The organism is Sinorhizobium sp. (genome assembly GCF_059070375.1).
In genome coordinates, this window is sequence record NZ_JCACWC010000002.1 from 766,859 (window position 1) to 786,716 (window position 19,858).

A 19,858-nucleotide genomic window follows, 5' to 3' on the forward strand; every position below is an offset into this window, starting at 1 on the left:
CTACCGAACGATCGGGCCGAGCGGCGTGCGCGTCAGCACCTCTGGTCCGCTTTCCGTCAGCAGCACGGTATTGGAGACGAAATCGTCTCCCTTGCCGGTGCCCATGAGCCAGGAAAGGATGTGAAAGCTCATTCCTGTGCGAATCTCGAGATCGGAATCGTGCCGAAGGCCCGTCACCGTATTCCCCCCCGTCCAGGACGGCGGCTGGCCGACACCGACGCAGTAGCCGCAATGATGCCGCCGGTAATGGGATAGGCCCGCATCGTCGACGACACCCTGCCAGGCGGCGTAGACATCGCGGGCGAGCGCGCCGGGTCTGAGCGCCCCGACCACCGCATCGAAGGCCGCCGCCGTCACTTCGGCCATACTCTGATCGGCGTCACTGATGCCTCCCAGCCGGATCAGCCGTCCCAGGGGAGCGTGGTAGCGCGAGACGCATCCCGAAAGCTCCGCGAAGACCGGCTCACCCTTTCGATAGTTGCCGGATCCCCAGGTCGTGTGTTCCTCTCCCAGCCGGGACGCCGGACGTATGAAGGGGCCGAAGCCCGGCACGTGGCCTCCGGCGCGGGTCATCGCAGCGATGCATTCGGCCGCGACGTCGCATTCGCGTGCACCGTCGGCGATCATCCCGATGGCGGCGCTGGCCGCCGCATCGGTGATCGCGGCAGCGCGCCGGAGGAGGACCTGTTCCTCGGCGCTCTTCACCAGTCTGAGCCGATCCACCAGATCGGAGACGTCGCTCCATTCGGCGGACACCAGCGACTCCAGCCGCCGTCCGAGCCCATGACTGAGCCCGGATGTCCACTGTTCGAGTCCGAGCCGCTTTCCAGCGAAACCCTGATCCTTGAGAATGCGCGAAGCGAGATCGGCCGCGGTCTCGCTGTCGCTGTGGCCGCGGAATTCCGCCGCCCGTACATGACTTTCGATCGTCACCCGCTCCATTGCGCGGGTGACGAGAGTCGGCACACCATTAAGCGGGACGATGAGAAGGTGGGGCGCGAAGTAGCCCCAGTGATCGAGACCCGTCAGATAGAAGATGTTTTCCGGCGATGCGAAAAGAGCCGCATCGAGCCCACGTTCCATCAGCCCAGCCCTTACGGCATCGAGGCGGCGCGCAATTTCGCCGTCGGTAAAGGGATTACCGTCCATGGTTTCTCTCTTTTCTTCCGCCCTTTGCCGGCGGCGCTTTGAATGGATATCAGCGGCCGTCTATTCGACGACGATCAACTCCCGCGGCGACGTGCAGAGCTTCTCTCCGCCCCTGTCGGTGACGGTGAAGGACTCGGATATCGCCAGGCCGAAATCGCCGAGCCAGACGCCGGCCATCATATGAAAGCACATGCCAGGCTGCAGTTCGGTCCTGTCGCCGGGCCGGAGGCTGACGGTGCGCTCGCCCCAGTCCGGCGGGTAGGCAAGACCGATCGGATATCCGACCCGGCTCTCCTTCTTCAGTCCCCGGCTGCGCAAAACCGCCTGCCATGCGGCTTCGACCTCCTCGGCGGTGTTGCCGGATCGCGCCTTCTCAAGCCCGGCATCCACGCCGTCCACGATAGCCTTGGCGATATCGAGATAGATCTGCGGCGGCGGGCCGAAGTGCACTGTGCGGGTAAGCGCCGAATGATAGCGTCGCCTTACGCCGGCGATCTCGAGTATCGCTAGGCCGGATTGCGGCAGGGGTTCTTCGGTCCATGTCAGGTGCGGGGTTGCGGTGCCCTCGCCGACAGGCATCAACGGGCAAATCGCGGCATAGTCGCCGCCCAGGCCGTCCACGCCCATGATCTGGGCATGATAGAGTTCGGCGATGACTTCGTTCTGCGGCACACCGGGGCGCATTTTCCCGATGGCCCTCTCCATGGCGTGGGAGCAAATAGCACCGGCCTCGCGCATCAAGGCGAGTTCCGGCTCCGACTTGACCAGGCGCGCCCAATTGACCAGGTCGCCGTTGTTGAAAAAGCGCGCGTCCGGAAGACCCTTGACGAGATGGGCATGGCATCGCGCCGTGTAGTAGTGCGCGTCCATCTCCACACCGATGCGTGCCCTGCCCCAGCCGCGGGTGCGCACCAGAGCGGCAAGTTCGTCGAAGGGATGTCCATCGGGGTTCTGCACCAGATGTTCCGAGAACGGCACGACATATTCCGAAGGCAAGCCGGTGGTCAGAAGCGCGCTCTTTTCGTCTTGCGCCCGGCCGAACCAGATGGGCCGATCCTCGTCCAGATGCACCAGCACGCATTGCGGAACATAGAACGACCAACCGTCATAGCCGGTGAGCCAGCCCATATTTGCCGGGTCCTGGCATATGACGAGATCGAAGCCTGCCCGCTCCATTCGCGCCTTCACGTCACGGAGCCGGCGGGAATACTCCGCCGCGGTAAATACAGCTGCCCTGTTCACGACATCTCCTTTCGTCGCGTATGCCACAAGATGTGTACATCATTTTGCGTTTTGCGCAACAGGGTGCGTTTTAATTCGCCGCTTCCGCGAAGCTCTTGCCAATCATCGCCGCAGATGTATACTTCTGTCGCTCACTAGGCTTTGCGCCGTCCAAGATGCGCACCGTCTCAAAAAAAGGGGAACCCATGTTCAAATCTCTCATTTCCCGCCGAAACGCATTGAGGGTCACAGCCCTCGCCGCCGCCGTATCTTTCAGCGGCTACGCCCATGCGGAATCGACCCTCGATAAGGCAAAGGCCGCCGGCTACATCCGCATCGGCTTTGCCAACGAGGCACCTTTCGGCTTCGCGACGCCGGACGGAAAGCTGTCCGGAGAAGCTCCTGAAGTCGCCAGGGCAGTTCTGAAGAAGATGGGCATCGCAGAGGTGGACGGCGTGCTCACCGAATTCGGCTCACTCATTCCAGGCTTGAAGGCCGGTCGCTTCGACATCATTGCGGCGGGCATGTTCATCAATCCCAAGCGCTGCGCCGAAATCACCTTCTCGGAACCCTCTTACGGCATCGGCCAGGCCATGCTGGTGCCGAAGGGCAACCCCAAGGCCGTAAAGGACTATTCCACGATCGCATCCAACAAGGATCTGAAGCTCGCCGTGATGGCTGGTGCCGTGGAAGGCGGCTACGCGAAGGATGCGGGTGTCTCCGCCGAGCAGATCGTTTCGCTGCCCGATCAATCCAGCCTCGTCGCCGCCATTCAGGCCGGGCGCGCCGATGCTGCAGCGCTGACCGCGCTTTCGATCGCCGACATGGCCAAGAAAGCGGAAGGCGTGGAATCGACCGAGCCCTTCGGCGAAGTTGCCGGAAAATCGGTGAAGGGTCACGGCGGCTTCGGTTTCCGCAAGGAGGACACGGATCTCGTCGAGGCCTTCAACAAGGAGCTCGCCGCCTTCCTGGGCACCCCGGAGCACATCGCTCTCGTCGAACCGCTGGGTTTCGGAAAGGGCTATCTGCCGAACAAGACGACAGAGCAACTTTGCGCAGGCGAGTAACGCCTTCTGGACCGCGGCGCGAAAGCGCCGCACTTCCGTCCCTGCTTTCATGAGGGAACCAGATGTGGATTCGTATGCTCGCCGCGATGCTTGCGGCAACGTTGCTGCTGATCGCGCTGCTCTCGGCCAGTGACGAATACCGGTTGTTCATGCCGGGCCTGCTTCAGGGGGCCGTGCTGACGGTCGAGATAACTCTGCTCGGAGCCGTGGTCGCTGTCGTGATGGCGCTGGTCGCGGCGCTCGCAAAGCTCTACGGACCTCTGCCGATAAGGTGGCTTTCCTCGACCTACATCGAAATCTTCCGAGGGACATCCGCTCTGGTGCAGCTGTTCTGGCTCTATTTCGTCCTGCCGCAATTCGGCGTTTTTCTGGACGCCTTCCTCGTGGCGGTTCTGGCGCTCGGCCTGAACATTGGAGCCTACGGGGCCGAGGTGGTCAGGGGCGCCATTCTCTCCGTAGCGCGCGGCCAATGGGAGGCCTCGATCGCACTCAACATGTCGAAAGCGCAGATGCTGCGGCGGATCATCCTGCCGCAGGCCTTCGCGGCGATGATCCCTCCATGGGGCAACCTTTTCATCGAGCTGGTGAAATCCACGTCGCTCGTTTCCCTGATTACCCTGGCGGACCTCACCTTCAAGGCCCAGCAAATGAACCAGACGACGTTGAAGACGGTACCGGTGTTCACCCTGGTGCTGCTGATCTATCTGGCCATCTCGCTGAGCGTCTCCATTGCAATGCGCATGCTGGAGCAGCGCGCCGCCAAGGGCTTGGCACGCGGAGGGGTTGCCTGATGTGGGACTGGTCATTCACATTCGAGATCCTGCCGGTACTCGGCCGGGCCGCCATCGTAACGGTCGAAGCCACCGCTCTCGGCTTCGTCATCGCGGCGACACTCGGTCTCGTGCTCGCCTCCGTCAGGCTGGCTTTTCCGAGCGCCGGCATCGTGATCACGATCCTGGTGGAACTCATCCGGTCCACGCCCCTGCTCATACAGATATTCTTCCTGTACTTCGTCCTGCCGAGAGCGGGCATCGTGATGGACGCTTTCACGGCTGGCGTGACGGCCATCGGCATTCACTACGCCGCCTACTGCTCCGAGGTGTATCGGGCCGGCTTCGAGAGCGTTCCGAGGGGCCAATGGGAAGCCTCGATCGCTCTCAATCTTTCTCCGTGGAGCACTTTCAAGGACATCATCCTGCCCCAGGCCCTGCCGCCCGTCGTTCCCGCGCTCGGAAACTACCTGATCGCGCTTTTCAAAGAGACGCCCCTGCTCTCGGCCATCGCCGTCCTCGAGCTCATGCAGACTGCAAAGATTATCGGATCCGAAACCTTCCGCTATACCGAGCCCGTGACGCTCGTTGGGGTGTTCTTTCTGCTTATGAGTCTCGTTTCGGCGGGCATGGTCCGGATGCTCGAATCGCGGTTGCAGCGGAGATAGAAGAATGAACGACATGCCCATGGTTCGTTTCGAGAATGTTTCAAAGCGCTATGGTGCGCTCAGCGTTCTCGACAATCTCAACCTCGATATCGGACGCGGCGAGAAAGTGTCGATCATCGGTCCTTCGGGATCCGGCAAGACGACTGTGCTGCGCATGCTCATGACGCTGGAAACCATCAATGACGGCGTGATCTGGGTCGATGGCGAGCCGATGACCCACATGATGCAGGATGGTCAGCTGGTGCCGGCGTCCACGAAGCACATACGTCGGATCCGCGCAAAAATCGGTATGGTGTTCCAATCCTTCAACCTGTTCCCGCACATGACCGCCATGGGCAACTGCATCGAAGCTCCGATAACGGTGCTCGGGATGAAACGCCCGGAGGCTCAGGAACGCGCGGCGGAGCTGCTCGACATGGTCGGGTTGTCGGCCAAGAAGGACCACTATCCCTCACAGCTGTCGGGCGGGCAGCAACAGCGTGTGGCAATCGCACGAGCTCTCGCGATGCGGCCGGAGATCATGCTGTTCGACGAGGTAACGTCGGCGCTCGATCCGGAGCTTGTGGGCGAAGTCCTGCAGGTTATAAGGAAGATCGGCCGTGAGCACGACTTGACCATGCTCATGGTCACCCACCAGATGGGCTTCGCCAAGGAATTTTCAGACAGAGTGTGTTTCTTCTATCAAGGCAAGATTTGCGAACAGGGTGCCCCGGCGAAAATTTTCGGAGACCCAGAAAACGAAAGGACAAGGCAGTTTCTCAACGCTGTCTTGGAAGCAGGATAACCTTGCACCCTGAGCTGCCCGACAGCCCCGAACCAATCGAGTCTTCCCAGCCGGTATCCGTCAGGGAAAGGTTCGATCGGATATACCATACGATCAGGGACCGGATCTGCATGCTCGAATATGCGCCGAGCAGCCGCCTGTCCGAGGAAGAGTTGGCGAAGGAGTTCTCCACCAGTCGCACACCTGTCAGGCGTGTGCTGTCGCGGCTCGAATCCGAGGGGCTGGTTGAATCGGTGCATGGCGTCGGGACAATCGTAACCGATCCCGATCTCGGCGAGTTGGTGCAGATCTATCATTTGCGCATGGAACTTGCCCTTCTCATCGGCAAGCTTTCGCCCGTCCCGCGCAGCGCCGAGGATCTTGAACGGATCAGAGCGCTCATAACCCGCTGCGACGAAGAAATGAAAAATCCCACGCAGAAGGCCTTCCTGCACCTGAACATGGCATTCTTTGCCGAAATAAGGGCGTTGACCGGAAACCTGCCGCTGCGGGAGATCAGCGAGCGGCTGTACTATCAGGTTGTCCGCGTGGTGCTTAAAATGATGCCGAAGCTGGGTCTGGCGGAAGAGTTTTCGGCCTTCCGCAGCGAAATGCAGGCGATCCTGTCGGCAGCCGAAATAGGTGATTGGGAGGCGATCGGATTCATCCGCCGGGCCCACATCTCCATGAGCTTTCATCGCATGATGAACTACGCCGACAAGTCGGAGCGTTCCGAGCTGATTTAAGGCTGCTGCGGAATGAATGGCGGCGTTGCAGTTCTGGTCGGTTCTTTCGGCGCGTAGGCACGGGAAAGAGTTCTCTCAGCCCAGGGACGTGGTCTGGCTGGTGGACGAGCACAGCGATGAGGACATCAAACAAGCCGCGGCGGGAATCTTCGAATCTCAACGGGCCTCAGACCCCCAACATGCGCCCCAACCTTGCCGCATTTCGCCCGGTGCCTGCCTCAATCGCGGTCCATCCTCCAGGAAAACGCGCCCAACTTTGAAAATTCACAGTTGCGTCGCTCAACCGGCGATTGCCCCAAAATATTGCGGGGCGCAATTTCTGCAACATGCCGCGAAACCGGGATTTTTCAAGAATGCGGCCCGCCTGCCGGCGGCTATCTTCTTTGCGCGAGCTCGCGGCTTAGGTGCACTGCAGCATGATTCTGTTCGCTTTTCTGCTGCAACGCCATATTTTTTCTTCGGGAGTGCCCTAGTTTCTCATCCTGCGGGCTGAGGTCTGCTCTGTTGAAACGGCTGCCGCGAAGCGCTGCCCGATAGGGAGTGACTGATATCGTGAGTATGGACGCGAATGTCTCGGCGCGCATCAACCTGATGCGCATTCTGCTGATCTCCGGCATCGTATTCGTGCACGTCCCGTACAATCCGCAGTGGAGTCCCTTTCTGGGCAACTACGGCATGTTGGACTGGATTCGCGTCTTTCTCGGCGAAAGCCTGTTTCGGATCGGTGTGCCCTGCCTCAGCGCGATCTCCGGTTATCTTCTCTTTCGCAGGGGCCTTGCCGATTTCGACTATTGGAAGACGCTGAAGACCAAGGCGCGGACCGTTCTCCTGCCGTTCCTTATCTGGAGCGTCTCCTTCTTTGTGGTGGTCTACGCCATCCAGCGCCAGGGCCTCGGCTTCGGCTATCTGCCCGACACGATCAATGCGACCCCGCGCCAGTGGCTGAGCATGGCCTTCGCGATCGAGGCAACGCCCGTCAATCTGCCCCTGTATTTCCTGCGCGACCTGATGCTCTGTATCCTGCTGTCGCCGCTTCTGGCATTGCTGGTAAGCCGTTATCCGCGCGTGACGCTCCTTGCACTGCTCGCCTATGCGATACTGCCGCTGCCAAACGGAATATTTCTCAAGAAATCCATCCTGTTCGGCTTCTCGGCTGGAATCTGTGCGAGCCTGCATGGCGTGAACATCAAAATGCTTGATCGCTTCGCTGCACCGATCGCGGCCGGGTTCCTGGCAATCGCAGTCGTGATCGCCGTCGGCCTCTATTACACCGGCCCGGATTTCCCGCTTTGGCTCGACATGGCACTTCGCCTGACGTCGATTGCGGGAATCATCGGCTCCTGGGCGATCTCGGAGCTGCTCGTGCGCACCCGCTTCGGTGAAAGATTTGGCCGCGGGAGTGGACTGAGTTTCTGGATCTTCTGCGGCCACTATCCGCTGCTCGTGTTGTTCTGGATGATCTGGAACCGCACCGGGCTCAGCTATTACCCGCTCTTCTATTTCACCGCGCCGTTCATCGCCATTGCGATCCTCGTCGCGTCCCACAATCTCGTAGGGCGCTTGGCGCCGGATCTGCTTGGAGTGCTTACCGGCAGCCGAACAGGTACGAAACGAATGGCCACGCAGCAGCCGCAAGGCGCGCAGGCAGGCTATTCGCCCCAGCAAAGGTAACGACCATGACAATCGATCGCTACAGACGCTTTGCCCGTCTCGCTTTCATCGCAACGCTCCCTCTCGCCGGCCTTGCAGACGCTGCGGCCGCGCAGGAAGGCGCCAACGGCACCTCCTTCAAGGATGACTTCGACACTCTCGACACCCGCGTCTGGTTCGTCTCGGACGGATGGAACAATGGCGGGCATCAGAATTGCACCTGGTCGAAGAAGCAGGTGAAGACCGTCGACGGCATTCTGGAACTGACCTTCGAGGAGAAGAAGGCAAAGGAGCGCAACTTCGCCTGCGGGGAAATCCAGACGCGCAAGCGCTTCGGCTACGGCACCTACGAGGCGCGGATAAAGGCGGCCGACGGTTCCGGGCTGAACTCGGCCTTCTTCACCTATATCGGTCCGACCGACAAGAAGCCGCATGACGAGATCGATTTCGAGGTTCTCGGAAAGAACACGGCGAAGGTCCAGATCAACCAGTATGTATCGGCAAAGGGCGGCAACGAATTTCTCGCCGACGTTCCGGGCGGCGCCAACCAGGGTTTCAACGACTACGCCTTCGTCTGGGAAAAGAATCGCATCCGCTACTACGTCAACGGCGAACTGGTTCACGAAGTGACCGATCCGGCGAAGATCCCGGTAAACGCCCAGAAGATCTTCTTCAGCCTGTGGGGGACTGACACGCTCACCGACTGGATGGGCACCTTCTCCTACAAGGAGCCGACAAAGCTCCAGGTCGATCGGGTCGCCTTCACTGCTGCCGGCGACGAGTGCCAGTTCGCCGAGTCGGTAGCGTGCCAGCTGGAGCGGGCGCAATCCGAGTGAATGGCGGGTAACTGAGTAATTTATCCATTTTGTTGCAGTGCACAAAGAATTGAACTAAGCTCAGCCCCGGGCTGGGCAGGAAAACGGACGTTTTCATGCTGCAGATACTCTATCTGGCACAGGATCTTGCCGATCCCGCAGTGCGCCGGAGAACCCTAACGCTCGTCGCCGGCGGCGCACGCGTGACGCTCGCCGGATTCCGCCGCGGCGACAATCCTCTGGCCGCCATCGACGGCGTCGAGCCGATCGAACTCGGAACCACCGCCGACGGCCGTTTCGCCCAGCGGATCGGTGCCGTCGCTCGCGCCTGCCTGTCGCTGCAACGCCAGCTCGGCCATGTCCGCAAGCCGGATGTGATCATCGCGCGCAATCTGGAGATGCTTGCCGTGGCGAGGAGAGCGGTCGCGTTCTTCGGCGGTACGGTTCCTATCGTCTACGAATGCCTCGATATCCACCGCCTCATGCTGCGCAAGGATATCGTCGGGCGGATGCTGCGCGGAGCCGAAAGCCAACTCGGCAAGGATGCGCGCCTGTTGATCACCAGCTCCCCCGCCTTCATCGAGCATTACTTCCGGCCCCTTTCCGGCATCGGCGCTCCGCCGATGCTTCTGGAAAACAAGGTGCTCGAAATCGACGGCACGGTCGAGCGGCGGACGGCCTCACCGGCCGAATGCCCGCCGCCCGGCGCACCCTGGAAGATCGGCTGGTTCGGAGCGCTGCGCTGCCGCAGGTCGCTCGCCCTTCTCGCGGAATTCTCGCGAAAGATGGAGGGCCGCTTCGAGATCGTTCTGCGCGGCAGGCCCGCCTATTCCGAATTCGACGATTTCGACGGCTTCGTTCGCAACGAGCCCTTCATGCGGTTCGAAGGCGCCTATCGCAATCCTGAAGACCTGGCGGAAATCTATGGCGAGGTCCACTTCACCTGGGCGATCGACTTCTTCGAGGAGGGCCAGAATTCTGCCTGGCTGCTGCCGAACAGGCTTTATGAAGGCTGCCGCCACGGCCGAATTCCGATCGCCATGAAGGGGACGGAGACCGCTCGTTTCCTGTCCGTGCGGAGCATCGGCTTCGTTCTCGAGGGAGCCGACCCCGAGAGCCTCGCCACAACTCTCGGCTCGCTGACGCCAAAACGCTATGCCGACGCCGCAGAGCGTATCAGCCGCTGCAATCCGGGATCCTGGGTGTTCGACCGGGCGGATTGCGAAACCCTGGTGCGGCAGCTGGCAGCGCTCACGCTCCAGGCGCCGCAGACCGCTCCCGTAGTCGCGATGGCCGGTTCCAGCCACAACGAAGGTGGATTTCTATGAGCTCCGATGAACTGACGTCCACGTCGAGCCTTATCGTCATACCCTGCCTCAACGAGGCCTCGCATATCGAGGCGCTGATCGAAAAGCTGCGTCCGTCGCTCACGCCCTTGAACGCGCGGGTGGTCATTGCCGACGGCGGCAGCACGGACGGAACGCGGGAGATCGCCCGTCGCCTTGCCACTGAGGATCCGCGGGTGCTCTTCCTCGACAATCCGAAGCGCATACAAAGCGCGGCGGTCAATCGCGCCGTCGCCGAACTCGGCGCCGGCAGCGACTACCTGATCCGCATCGACGCCCACGGGACCTATCCGGACGATTATTGCGAGCGGCTTGTCGAGGACGCGCTGGCGACCGGCGCGGATTCGGTCGTGGTCGCCATGCAGACCGTCGGTTTCAGCACCTTCCAGAAGGCAACGGCCTTCGCGCAGAACTCCAAGCTCGGCAATGGCGGCTCGAAGCACCGCACCGGTGCCGTCGGGCACTGGGCCGAGCACGGTCATCATGCATTGATGCGCATCGAAGCCTTCGAGGCTGTTGGAGGCTATGACGAGAGCTTCAGCCACAACGAGGACGCCGAACTCGACTATCGCCTCGGAAAAGCGGGCTACCGGATCTGGATGACCGACAAGACGAGCATGGTCTACTATCCCCGTGCCAAGCTCGTCCCGCTGTTTTGGCAGTATTTCGGCTACGGCCGCGGCCGGGCAAAGAACTTCCTCAAGCACCGGGCAATGCCGGGGCTCAGGCAGATGCTGCCGCTTGCGGTGGCACCCATCGCTTTCGGCGCGCTTCTCGCGATCGTCAACTGGATGGCCGTGGTGCCGGTGGGGGTTTGGGCTGCCGCGTGCCTCGGCTATGGCGTCTGGATGGCGCTCGGCCAGCGTAATCCTTACGGACCGCTTGCAGCCGTTGCAGCCATGGTCATGCACCTTGCCTGGTCCGCCGGGTTCTGGCGGGAACTCCTCGACTTCCGCCGCAGGGTGGCCTGATGCCGAACGAAACGCTTCACATCGACATCGGCGTCTGCACGTACCGCCGGCCGGAGCTTGCCGAAACGCTTCGCTCGCTGGCTGCGATGAACGTGCCGGAGCGCGCCAGCTTGCGCGTCATCGTCGCCGACAACGACGCGGAACCGAGCGCCAGGGCTCTAGTCGAAGGGCTTCGGCCGCAGATGCCGTTCGACATCCTCTACGTTCACTGCCCGCACTCGAATATCTCGATCGCCCGCAATTGCTGCCTCGACAACAGCACCGGCGACTTCCTTGCCTTCCTCGATGACGACGAGACCGTTTCCGGCGACTGGCTGATCCGGCTTCTGGAAACGGCGCGCATCACGGGCGCCGCCGCCGTGCTCGGTCCCGTCAGGGCGCATTACGGGCCTACGGCTCCCGGCTGGATGCGCAACGGGGATTTCCACTCGACACTGCCGGTCTGGGTAAAGGGAGAAATCCGGACCGGATACACCTGCAATGCGCTGCTCAGGCGCGATGCGGCCTCGCTCCATGGCCGGCGCTTCAAGCTTTCGCTCGGCAAGAGCGGCGGCGAGGACACGGATTTCTTCGCCGGAATGCACAGCGCCGGCGGAATGATCGCCTTTTCGCCGGAAGCCTGGGTGCATGAGCCGGTACCGGAAAACAGGGCCTCGCTTGCCTGGCTCGCGAAGCGCCGTTTCCGCTCCGGACAGACCCATGGACGCCTTCTCGCCGAGAAAGCCAATGGCTTGCGTCAGGCCTGGAATGTCGCCCTTGCCGGCGCAAAGTCCGGCTTTTGCGCAACTGCCGCGGTCCTCTGCTTTCCTTCGGCCGCAAGGCGGAACCGCTTTGCGCTACGCGCCGTACTGCATGCCGGCGTCATCAGCGGCCTGCTGGGGCTGAAGGAAATCGAACAATACGGAGCCCGCGAGGTGACCTCGGCATGAACCCTCCGGCGATCGATAAGGTCCCCGACGTCACATTCGTCGTGGCCGCGTATAATTCCGCGGATACGATCGTGCGCGCGATCGAAAGCGCACTGGCGCAGGAAGGCGTGACCGTCGAGGTCGTCGTCGTCGACGATCGCTCGGCAGATGCGACGCCCGCGCTCGTGGCGGCGATCCCGGATCCCCGGGTCCGCCTGATCGCCCTCGATCGCAACCGCGGTCCGGGCGGCGCGCGCAATGCCGGCATCGACGCGGCGCGCGGCCGGTGGATCGCCGTTCTCGATTTCGGACGACACGGTCCGGGCGGACCGGCTCAGGCGGATGATCGAACGAGCGGACACGGCCGGGGCGCAGATCGCGGTCGACAATCTCGACGTCGTGTCGCTGGACGGGCGCAGTCTCAGGATGTTCTCCGAAGCCGACCTCGCCCGGCTGCCGCAGCTCACGCTTCCCGCCTTCATCGAATCCAACGTGCTCTTTCGATCCGAGCACAATTTCGGCTACATGAAACCGATCTTCGAGCGCCGTTTTCTGGAAAACCAGCAGCTTCGCTTCGACGAGACGCTGCGCATCGGCGAGGACTACATCCTGCTGGCATCGGCCCTTGCCTCTGGCGGGCGCTGCGCGGTCGAGCCGTCCGCCGGCTATATCTATCATATCCGCGAGGGTTCCATCTCGCGTGTGTTGAGGCTCGATCATATAGACGCGATGATCGCCGCCGACGAAGCCTTCCTGCGCCGCTACGCGCTCGACGGCCCGGCGCAGAAAATGCAGCGCAGGCGCATGCGCGGCTTCCGTGAAGCTCGCTCGTTTCTGGTCCTTGTCGAGCAGTTGAAAAAGAGATCGTTGGCCGGTGCGTTCAAGACCGCGCTGGCCGACCCACTTGCGCTCCGGCATCTCAGCATGCCGATCGCTGCCCGATTGCGCCGCCTTGCCGCGCGATTCGTGCATCCCTCCTCCCATTCGGCCCCCCGTGCCGCCCCCATGACGGCGGCGGCTGAACGATCCCCGCTGGGCAACGACCCCCAATAAGCAAAGGATGATAAAATGGACCGTGTCAGGACCGTCAGAAAAGCAGTAATCCCGGTTGCCGGAAACGGAACGAGGTTCCTCCCGGCGACAAAGGCAGTGCCCAAGGAGATGTTGACGATCGTCGACCGGCCAGTCGTTCAATATGCCGTGGATGAGGCCCGCCAGGCCGGAATCGAGCATATCGTCTTCGTCACCAGCCGGAACAAGCAGGTGATCGAGGACCATTTCGACGACGCGCCGGAACTCATCTCGTCGCTTTCACGCTCTGGCAAAAGCGCGCAGATTTCCGAACTCGAGGCCATGTTGCCGGCAGCCGGCTCGGTCAGCTTTACCCGCCAGCAGGCCCCCCTCGGCCTCGGGCACGCGGTATGGTGTGCGCGTGACCTGATCGGCGACGAGCCGTTCGCGCTTCTGCTGCCCGACATGGTCTCCTTCGGCGCGCGCGGTTGCATGGCCGGCCTCATGGATCTCTATCACGAGGTTGGCGGCAACGTCGTCGGCGTCGAGCAATGCGCCCCCGAGGAAGCATCGAAATACGGCATCGTCGGCAAGGGCGAGACGGTCCGGCACGGTTTCTCCGTGACCGAGATGGTGGAAAAGCCCGCCGCAGGAAAGGCGCCGTCCAACTATTATCTCAATGGTCGCTACATTCTTCAGCCGGAAATCTTCTCGATTCTGGCCCACCAGACGCGCGGCGCCGGCAATGAGATCCAGTTGACCGATGGCATGCTGACGCTTTCGCAATCCCAGTCCTTCCACGCGCATCCCTATGAGGGCCGCACCTTCGACTGCGGTTCGAAGCAGGGCTTCATCGAAGCCAATGTCGCCTTCGCGCTTGCTCGTGCGGACATCGGCGATATCGTTTTCGAATCCGTCCGCGACATGGTTCTGTCTCACGAAAGCCGCATCCGGGCGGCATAAGCGGCGGCTTCCGGCAGTCCTTCGGGACTGCCGGAACAAGGACCGGAGAAGAAGATGAACAGAACGGCCCCCATGAAACAAAGAAGCGTTCCATTGAGCAGCATCATGCCCAGCGAAGAACAGTCAGACGGCTTTATCGATCTCGACCGGCTTGTCGCCGCAGTCTTTCGTCGTGCCCGGCTCGTGGCCGCATTCGTCCTGCTCTTCATTGCGCTGGGGGTCGCTTATCTCCTATTTGCCACGCCCTATTACACGTCGATGACGCAGATCCTTCTCGACGAAAACCTGTCCAAATATGCCGAGGAGGAGCCTACCCCGGTAAACAGCCAGATGCTCGACACGCAGATTGCGAGTGCGGTCGAGATCCTGAAGTCCGGCGAACTCGCATTGCGCGTCGTCGACAAGCTCAAACTCGACGAAAACGATACGATACTCAATCCGCCGCAGTCGCCCGTTGCCGTCGTCAAGGACTGGTTGAAATCGGCAACCGGGCTTTTTTCCGGCGGTCCCGACGTTACGGAAGAACAGGCGCGCAACGGACGGCGGCAGAAGGCAGCCGCGATCATACAGCAATCGCTCGCGGTCGAGCGTGTTTCGCGCAGCTCGGTCGTGGCCGTTGCCTTTCGCTCAAGCGACCCCTTGCTTGCGGCGACCATCGCGCGCGGTTACGCAAGTGCCTATCTGACGGATCAGTTGAACGCCAATTTCGAGGCGACCGAGCGCGCATCCGTCTGGCTGCAGGAACGGCTTATGGATCTTCAGCAGCGCTCGCAGGCCGCCGCGCTCGAAGTCGCGCATTTCAGGGCCGAGAACGGTCTGACGGCTGCACGGGGCGAGCTGATGTCCGAGCAGCAGATGGCCGATCTCAACAGCCAGCTCATCGTCGCCCAGGCCGATACGGCAAGTGCGTCGGCCCGTTACAACCAGTACAAGTCGATCGTCGATCAGGGACCGGAGAACGCGGTCAAGAACGCCACCATTTCCTCAAAGGAGGGTGACAATTCGGTGATCCGTGACCTTAGGACCCGCTATCTCACCGTCGGCAAGCGTGAGCGGGAAGTCTCGGATAATTTCGGCGCCGACCACCCGCAGGCGGTATCGCTCCGCGCCGAGCAGGAGGATGTCGCGCGGCAGATCTACCAGGAACTGCAGCAACTCACCGCAAGCTACAAGAACGAATACGAGGTCGCGCAATCGCGCGAGGCATCGCTCAGGAAGAGCATCCAGGGCATTGCCGGCAAGACCTCCGACGCCAGCGAGCAACTTGTTCAATTAAGGGAGCTCGAACAGAAGGCAGCGGCTCTGAAGACGCTCTACGAATCCTATCTCGGCCGCTACGAACAGGCGACGCAGCAGCAATCCTTCCCGATCGCCAAGGCGCGCGTCATCTCCGAGGCCGGCGTGCCCGTGTCACCGTCGAGCCCCAAGAAAACGATGACTCTCGCTCTCTCGGCCGTACTCGGCATGATGGTCGGCGGGGCTTACGCGGCCTTCCTCGAATTCCGCGAACGGACTTTCCGCCTGGAAGGCGACATACGCTCGATCCTCGGCCATCGCTCGCTCGGCTACGTCCCGCTGCTCGGAACGCGCATGAAGAAGAAGGCACAACTGGTCCATGCGCATTTCGGCTCGGTGAAAAGACATGACGACGCTGTCGACGACACGATGCCGTTCCAACGACTTTCGCGCATTGTCGTCGATGCGCCGCGTTCGACCTTCGCGGAGACGTTCCGCAACGCCAAGCTTGCCTGCGACCAGATGCTCGCCGGCAGCGAAAGCCGCGTGATCGCCATTGCATCGGCCCTTCCGGACGAGGGAAAGTCGATCATTGCCGCGAACTTCGCCGCACTTCTGGCGGCGAGCGGCAAGCGGACCCTGCTCATCGATGCCGATATACGCAAGCCGGGACTGACTCAGATGATCACGCCCGCCCCGCGCACCGGGCTCGTCGAAACGCTGACCGGAGAAGCCACCTGGCCCGCCGGAATCAAGGTGGACCAGCGCACCAAGCTCGCAATCCTTCCGGCCGGCGGCGCATCGCATCAGCGGCATCAGAGCAATGAACTGCTCGCCTCCCCGGCCATGGCGAACCTCATCGAGAACGCCCGCAACGCCTTCGACTACGTCGTCGTCGATCTTGCCGCACTCGCTCCCGTCGTCGACGCCAAGGCTTTCGCGCCGCTTGCCGACGGTATTCTCTTCGTGGTCGAGTGGGGAAGGACGCCTTCGCGGCTCGTACGCGATCTGCTCAACTCGGAACCATTGATCAACTCAAAGGTGCTTGGCGTCATCCTCAACAAGACGGACATGAACGAACTCGGCAAATACAGCGACTTCGACGGGGCGGAGAAATACCGCCACCGCTACGGCAAATATTACGTCGAGAATACGATTACGGAAAACAACGCCGCTTGAGGCGACCGCGGCCGCGCCACCTGTGCGCGGCCTTTTCGCCCTTCGCCGTCAGGCCTTGCGGCGATCGACGATCCAAGCGGCTAACATTAGCGCGATGACCGCCGTAAGGGCAACGAGTGCCAGCGCATAGAAAAGCGAATATTCGACCAGCGACGGCAGCATCGAAAGACAACGCCGCACCCTGCCAGGCGACCGCCGCCAATCCGGCAGGTCGTCACGGTTGAAAGCCTCCAGCCGGCGGGTAAGAAAATGCATATCGCGAGAACCGATCGCCAATCGAAGCCATGGACGCGGTCATGCTGCTGAACAACAGTGGCGATAGCGAGGCACTTCAGCTCCCCCGAGCCGTCACCCGGCAGTCAATCTTCCCACCACCGGTGGAAATGATGGACCGGGCCGCGCCCCTGACCTATCTCCAGGCGGTCGGCCGCGGAGATTGCGGCATGCAGATAGGACTTGGCGGCACTCACCGCTTCGACCAGCGGCAAGCCTTTCGCAAGGCCGGCGGCAATGGCTGCCGACAGCGTGCAGCCGGTGCCGTGGTCGTTGCGCGTCTCGATCCGCGCGGCGGGAAGGCGGACAAGAGTGTCGCCGTCGAAGAAGAGGTCTGTGGCCTCCTGGCCCTTCAGGTGCCCGCCCTTGACCAGAACCGCATATGCGCCGGTCCGCATGATCGCTTCCGCCTGGCGCGCCATCTCCGCCTCGTCCTCGGCGATTGCGCGCCCGGTCATGAGCGCGGCCTCGGCAAGATTGGGCGTGGCGACGAGCGCCAGCGGCAACAGCTCTTCGATGAGCGCCGTAACGGCATCCGGCCGAAGCAACGCGTCGCCGGAGGTCGCAACCATGACCGGATCCACGACCGCCCGTTTTCCGGACCGGCGCAATCCATCGGCAATGGCGGCGATTGTTTCCCGACGCGAGACCATGCCGATCTTGACGGCCTTCACGTCGAGATCGGAGAAGACGGCGTCCATCTGCGCCGACACGATTTCAGCGGAGACATCCTCGACGCCCGTCACACCCCTGGTGTTCTGGGCCGTGATCGCAGTGATGACGCTGGCGCCGTAAACGCCGAGCGCTGAAAACGTCTTGAGGTCCGCCTGAATACCGGCGCCGCCGCCGGAGTCCGAGCCGGCGATGGTGAGTGCAATCGCCGTCATGCCCAGTCCTCCTTCGCACGAGGGCGGATGATGCTTGCGAGCGGTACGGCAGTGGACGTCATCGATCGATCTCCAGACGGAACATCACGGAGATCCAGGAAAGGCGATGAAAAGGAGAACTTGCCGCTGGCGGCCTTCTTTCCGTTCCTACGCCGGCATGACCCGGATCAGGTTCAAGGGTCCGGCTCAACGCCATCTCAGCACCGTCTGGTGCTCCCCTCGGAATGCGCTATCTATGCGGCTGTGCCAAAGCGATGTCAACGCGCCCGCGCAAAGGCTTGTAAGACCTGGCTTTTAGGCCAGCCGGCAAAAATATACCCGCAGCCTGGCCACCTATGATGCAGTCATTCCTTCTGCCGCCGTCAATCGCTCGTTTCCTCCTCGAAAACGGCGGCGATTGCGTTATTCTTAGCAAAATTTCGTCGTACAGGAGGGAACACGCCATGAGTTTGCGCATCAACGATACCGCCCCCGATTTCACCGCCGAGACAACGCAGGGCACGATCAATTTCCATGAATGGATCGGCGACGGCTGGGCTGTCCTTTTCTCCCATCCGAAGAACTTTACTCCCGTCTGCACCACGGAACTCGGCGCCATGGCCGGCATCGAGCCGGAGTTCCGCAAGCGCGGCGTCAAGATCATCGGCATTTCGGTCGACCCGGTCGAAAGTCACACCAAGTGGAAGAACGACATCAAGGTCGCGACCGGCTTCGAGGTCGACTACCCGCTGATCGGCGACCGCGATCTGAAGGTGGCAAAGCTTTACGACATGCTGCCGGCCGGCGCCGGAGAGACGTCCGAGGGCCGGACGCCTGCGGATAACGCCACCGTGCGTTCGGTCTACGTCATCGGCCCCGACAAGAAGATCAAGCTGATCCTCACCTATCCGATGACCACCGGCCGCAACTTCAACGAGATCCTGCGCGCCATCGACTCGATCCAGCTCACCGCCAAGCATCAGGTGGCAACACCCGCGAACTGGCAGCAGGGCGAGGACGTCATCATCACGGCCGCCGTCTCCAACGAGGACGCCGTGCAGCGTTTCGGGTCGTTCGACACCGTGCTTCCCTATCTCCGGAAGACGAAGCAGCCAACGGCCTAAGCAAACCCGCTGCGAAGAGTCAGTCGATCGGGCGCGTCAATTCATCAAGGTCGACGCGCCCTTGGCGCTTTTTGCTAACATGGTTGTTTAACGCGCTCAGAGCAGAACCATCTGCCTCAATCCGCTTTGGCGATGGAGATGATCTCCGCCAGAACCCCGTGCAGAGCGTCGCGATAGCCGTTGCGTGCCGAGGGGCCGCTTTCATCCGACGTCATGACCACGGTCAGGTCAAGGGACGGCACTATGTAGAGCATCTGGCCGCCATAGCCCCAAGCGTAATACACATCCTCGTCGCCGATCCGGCGCGTGAACCAGCCATATCCGTAGCCGTCGCCGGTAAAACGGGAGGCCGTGCGCGGCTGCCAGGAAAGCTCCACCCAATCGGCCGGGACGACCTGCCGTCCGTCTGCGGTGCGGCCGCGGTTGCGATAGAGCTCACCGAAGGCAAGCAGCGATCGCGCGCTCATCGCCATCTGGTTGCCCCCGAGATAGATGCCCTGGGGATCCCGCTCCCAGGCGCCGATCCGGAAACCCTCGACAGGACCGAGCCATTCGCGCGCAAGCGCCAGTGTCGACTTGCCGCCGACCTTGGTCAGTATTGCCGAGAGCAGATGGGTCGAGGCGGTCGAATAAAGCATCCGACCTCCGGGCTCGTCGTCGAAGGGCTGTGCCAGTGCGAAACGAACCCAGTTGCGGCTCGACACCCAGCGGCCGTAATTCGGTCCGGACATGCGCCCCAGTCCCGCTTGCATCGAAAGCAGGTTGCCGATGGTGATGTCGTTGATCCGGGGGTCGGCCTGCGACGGGAGGTCTTCCTTCAGGAGCGGCGCGATCTTCTGCTCCGGGCCGTCGAGCAGACCCTTGTCGATCGCAATGCCCACAAGTGCGGATAAGATCGATTTCGACGCCGACTTGATGTTGGTCGACTCCGAGGGAGTGTGGCCGCGATAACCCTTCTCGGCAATCGTCTCCCCGTCCCTGGCAACGACCACGGTCTTCAGCGGTTTCAACTCTTCTCTGGTCGCCAGGGCCGTCAGCAAGGTGCTGACGGACTGATCCTGCGCGGCTGCCGCCGAGTGGAAACCGAAGAGCGCAAGGAACGTAACAACGAGCATGGTCATGCGTTCGACCT

General features: G+C 61.9%; 19 protein-coding genes, 1 pseudogene and 1 riboswitch. Of the genes and pseudogenes, 15 read left to right on the forward strand and 5 right to left on the reverse strand.

The window, feature by feature from the left end:
- Both AC5J09_RS08115 and AC5J09_RS08120 read right to left on the reverse strand, forming a co-directional pair.
- Positions 1-1,149 (reverse strand): M24 family metallopeptidase, encoded by a 1,149-nt coding sequence (locus AC5J09_RS08115; RefSeq protein WP_494297364.1) that lies wholly within the window; start codon positions 1,147-1,149, stop codon positions 1-3.
- Positions 1,150-1,209: 60 nt separating this feature from the next.
- The gene (locus AC5J09_RS08120; RefSeq protein WP_494297365.1) at positions 1,210-2,391 is read right to left on the reverse strand and encodes a M24 family metallopeptidase; all 1,182 of its coding nucleotides are present in this window, start codon (positions 2,389-2,391) and stop codon (positions 1,210-1,212) included.
- A 185-nt stretch (positions 2,392-2,576) separates the two neighbouring features.
- Here AC5J09_RS08120 and ehuB point away from each other — a divergent pair, with 185 nt between their 5' ends.
- The 14 genes and pseudogenes from ehuB (at position 2,577) to exoP (ending at position 16,463) form a co-directional block, all read left to right on the forward strand.
- The gene (gene ehuB, locus AC5J09_RS08125) at positions 2,577-3,437 is read left to right on the forward strand and encodes an ectoine/hydroxyectoine ABC transporter substrate-binding protein EhuB (RefSeq protein WP_494297366.1); all 861 of its coding nucleotides are present in this window, start codon (positions 2,577-2,579) and stop codon (positions 3,435-3,437) included.
- Positions 3,438-3,499: 62 nt separating this feature from the next.
- Positions 3,500-4,228, forward strand: coding sequence for an ectoine/hydroxyectoine ABC transporter permease subunit EhuC (gene ehuC / locus AC5J09_RS08130; protein ID WP_494297367.1), 729 nt, complete (start codon positions 3,500-3,502; stop codon positions 4,226-4,228).
- Positions 4,225-4,875 carry an ectoine/hydroxyectoine ABC transporter permease subunit EhuD gene (gene ehuD, locus AC5J09_RS08135; RefSeq protein ID WP_494297664.1) on the forward strand — a complete coding sequence of 217 codons (651 nt, stop codon included), beginning with the start codon at positions 4,225-4,227 and terminating at the stop codon, positions 4,873-4,875. Before ehuC ends, ehuD begins: the two co-directional genes overlap by 4 nt.
- 4 nt (positions 4,876-4,879) lie before the next feature.
- Positions 4,880-5,659, forward strand: coding sequence for an ectoine/hydroxyectoine ABC transporter ATP-binding protein EhuA (gene ehuA / locus AC5J09_RS08140; RefSeq protein ID WP_494297368.1), 780 nt, complete (start codon positions 4,880-4,882; stop codon positions 5,657-5,659).
- A 2-nt stretch (positions 5,660-5,661) separates the two neighbouring features.
- Complete coding sequence (locus AC5J09_RS08145; RefSeq protein ID WP_494297665.1) at positions 5,662-6,384, forward strand: GntR family transcriptional regulator; 723 nt, start codon at positions 5,662-5,664, stop codon at positions 6,382-6,384.
- A 16-nt stretch (positions 6,385-6,400) separates the two neighbouring features.
- Positions 6,401-6,877, forward strand: coding sequence for a hypothetical protein (locus tag AC5J09_RS08150; protein WP_494297369.1), 477 nt, complete (start codon positions 6,401-6,403; stop codon positions 6,875-6,877).
- A gap of 65 nt (positions 6,878-6,942) precedes the next feature.
- On the forward strand, positions 6,943-8,055 hold the full coding sequence (gene exoH / locus AC5J09_RS08155) for a succinoglycan biosynthesis protein ExoH (RefSeq protein ID WP_494297666.1): 1,113 nt from the start codon (positions 6,943-6,945) through the stop codon (positions 8,053-8,055).
- A 5-nt stretch (positions 8,056-8,060) separates the two neighbouring features.
- A complete protein-coding gene (exoK, locus tag AC5J09_RS08160; protein WP_494297370.1) occupies positions 8,061-8,870 on the forward strand; it encodes an endo-1,3-1,4-beta-glycanase ExoK in 810 nt (269 codons plus the stop codon).
- Positions 8,871-8,965: 95 nt separating this feature from the next.
- The gene (exoL, locus tag AC5J09_RS08165) at positions 8,966-10,177 is read left to right on the forward strand and encodes a succinoglycan biosynthesis glycosyltransferase ExoL (RefSeq protein WP_494297371.1); all 1,212 of its coding nucleotides are present in this window, start codon (positions 8,966-8,968) and stop codon (positions 10,175-10,177) included.
- Positions 10,174-11,166 (forward strand): succinoglycan biosynthesis glycosyltransferase ExoA, encoded by a 993-nt coding sequence (gene exoA / locus AC5J09_RS08170; protein ID WP_324763611.1) that lies wholly within the window; start codon positions 10,174-10,176, stop codon positions 11,164-11,166. Before exoL ends, exoA begins: the two co-directional genes overlap by 4 nt.
- Positions 11,166-12,095 (forward strand): succinoglycan biosynthesis glycosyltransferase ExoM, encoded by a 930-nt coding sequence (exoM, locus tag AC5J09_RS08175; RefSeq protein WP_494297372.1) that lies wholly within the window; start codon positions 11,166-11,168, stop codon positions 12,093-12,095. Before exoA ends, exoM begins: the two co-directional genes overlap by 1 nt.
- Positions 12,092-13,127: pseudogene (gene exoO / locus AC5J09_RS08180) on the forward strand (succinoglycan biosynthesis glycosyltransferase ExoO). The gene exoM and the pseudogene exoO overlap by 4 nt, the downstream one beginning before the upstream one ends.
- 15 nt (positions 13,128-13,142) lie before the next feature.
- On the forward strand, positions 13,143-14,048 hold the full coding sequence (locus AC5J09_RS08185) for a UTP--glucose-1-phosphate uridylyltransferase (protein WP_004434891.1): 906 nt from the start codon (positions 13,143-13,145) through the stop codon (positions 14,046-14,048).
- A gap of 54 nt (positions 14,049-14,102) precedes the next feature.
- A complete protein-coding gene (gene exoP / locus AC5J09_RS08190) occupies positions 14,103-16,463 on the forward strand; it encodes a succinoglycan biosynthesis transport protein ExoP (protein WP_494297373.1) in 2,361 nt (786 codons plus the stop codon).
- Between the two features lie 48 nt (positions 16,464-16,511).
- Here the strand turns inward: exoP and AC5J09_RS08195 are convergent, their stop codons facing one another.
- On the reverse strand, positions 16,512-16,718 hold the full coding sequence (locus AC5J09_RS08195; RefSeq protein WP_494297374.1) for a hypothetical protein: 207 nt from the start codon (positions 16,716-16,718) through the stop codon (positions 16,512-16,514).
- Positions 16,719-16,822: 104 nt separating this feature from the next.
- Positions 16,823-17,623, reverse strand: coding sequence for a bifunctional hydroxymethylpyrimidine kinase/phosphomethylpyrimidine kinase (gene thiD, locus AC5J09_RS08200; RefSeq protein ID WP_494297375.1), 801 nt, complete (start codon positions 17,621-17,623; stop codon positions 16,823-16,825).
- 127 nt (positions 17,624-17,750) lie between these two features.
- Positions 17,751-17,853, reverse strand: a riboswitch (TPP riboswitch).
- A gap of 213 nt (positions 17,854-18,066) precedes the next feature.
- Here thiD and AC5J09_RS08205 point away from each other — a divergent pair.
- Positions 18,067-18,726, forward strand: a complete 660-nt coding sequence (locus AC5J09_RS08205; RefSeq protein ID WP_018098374.1) for a peroxiredoxin — start codon at positions 18,067-18,069, stop codon at positions 18,724-18,726.
- Between the two features lie 116 nt (positions 18,727-18,842).
- Here AC5J09_RS08205 and AC5J09_RS08210 read toward each other — a convergent pair whose 3' ends face one another.
- The gene (locus AC5J09_RS08210) at positions 18,843-19,847 is read right to left on the reverse strand and encodes a serine hydrolase domain-containing protein (protein WP_494297376.1); all 1,005 of its coding nucleotides are present in this window, start codon (positions 19,845-19,847) and stop codon (positions 18,843-18,845) included.
- Between the last annotated feature and the right edge of the window lie 11 nt (positions 19,848-19,858).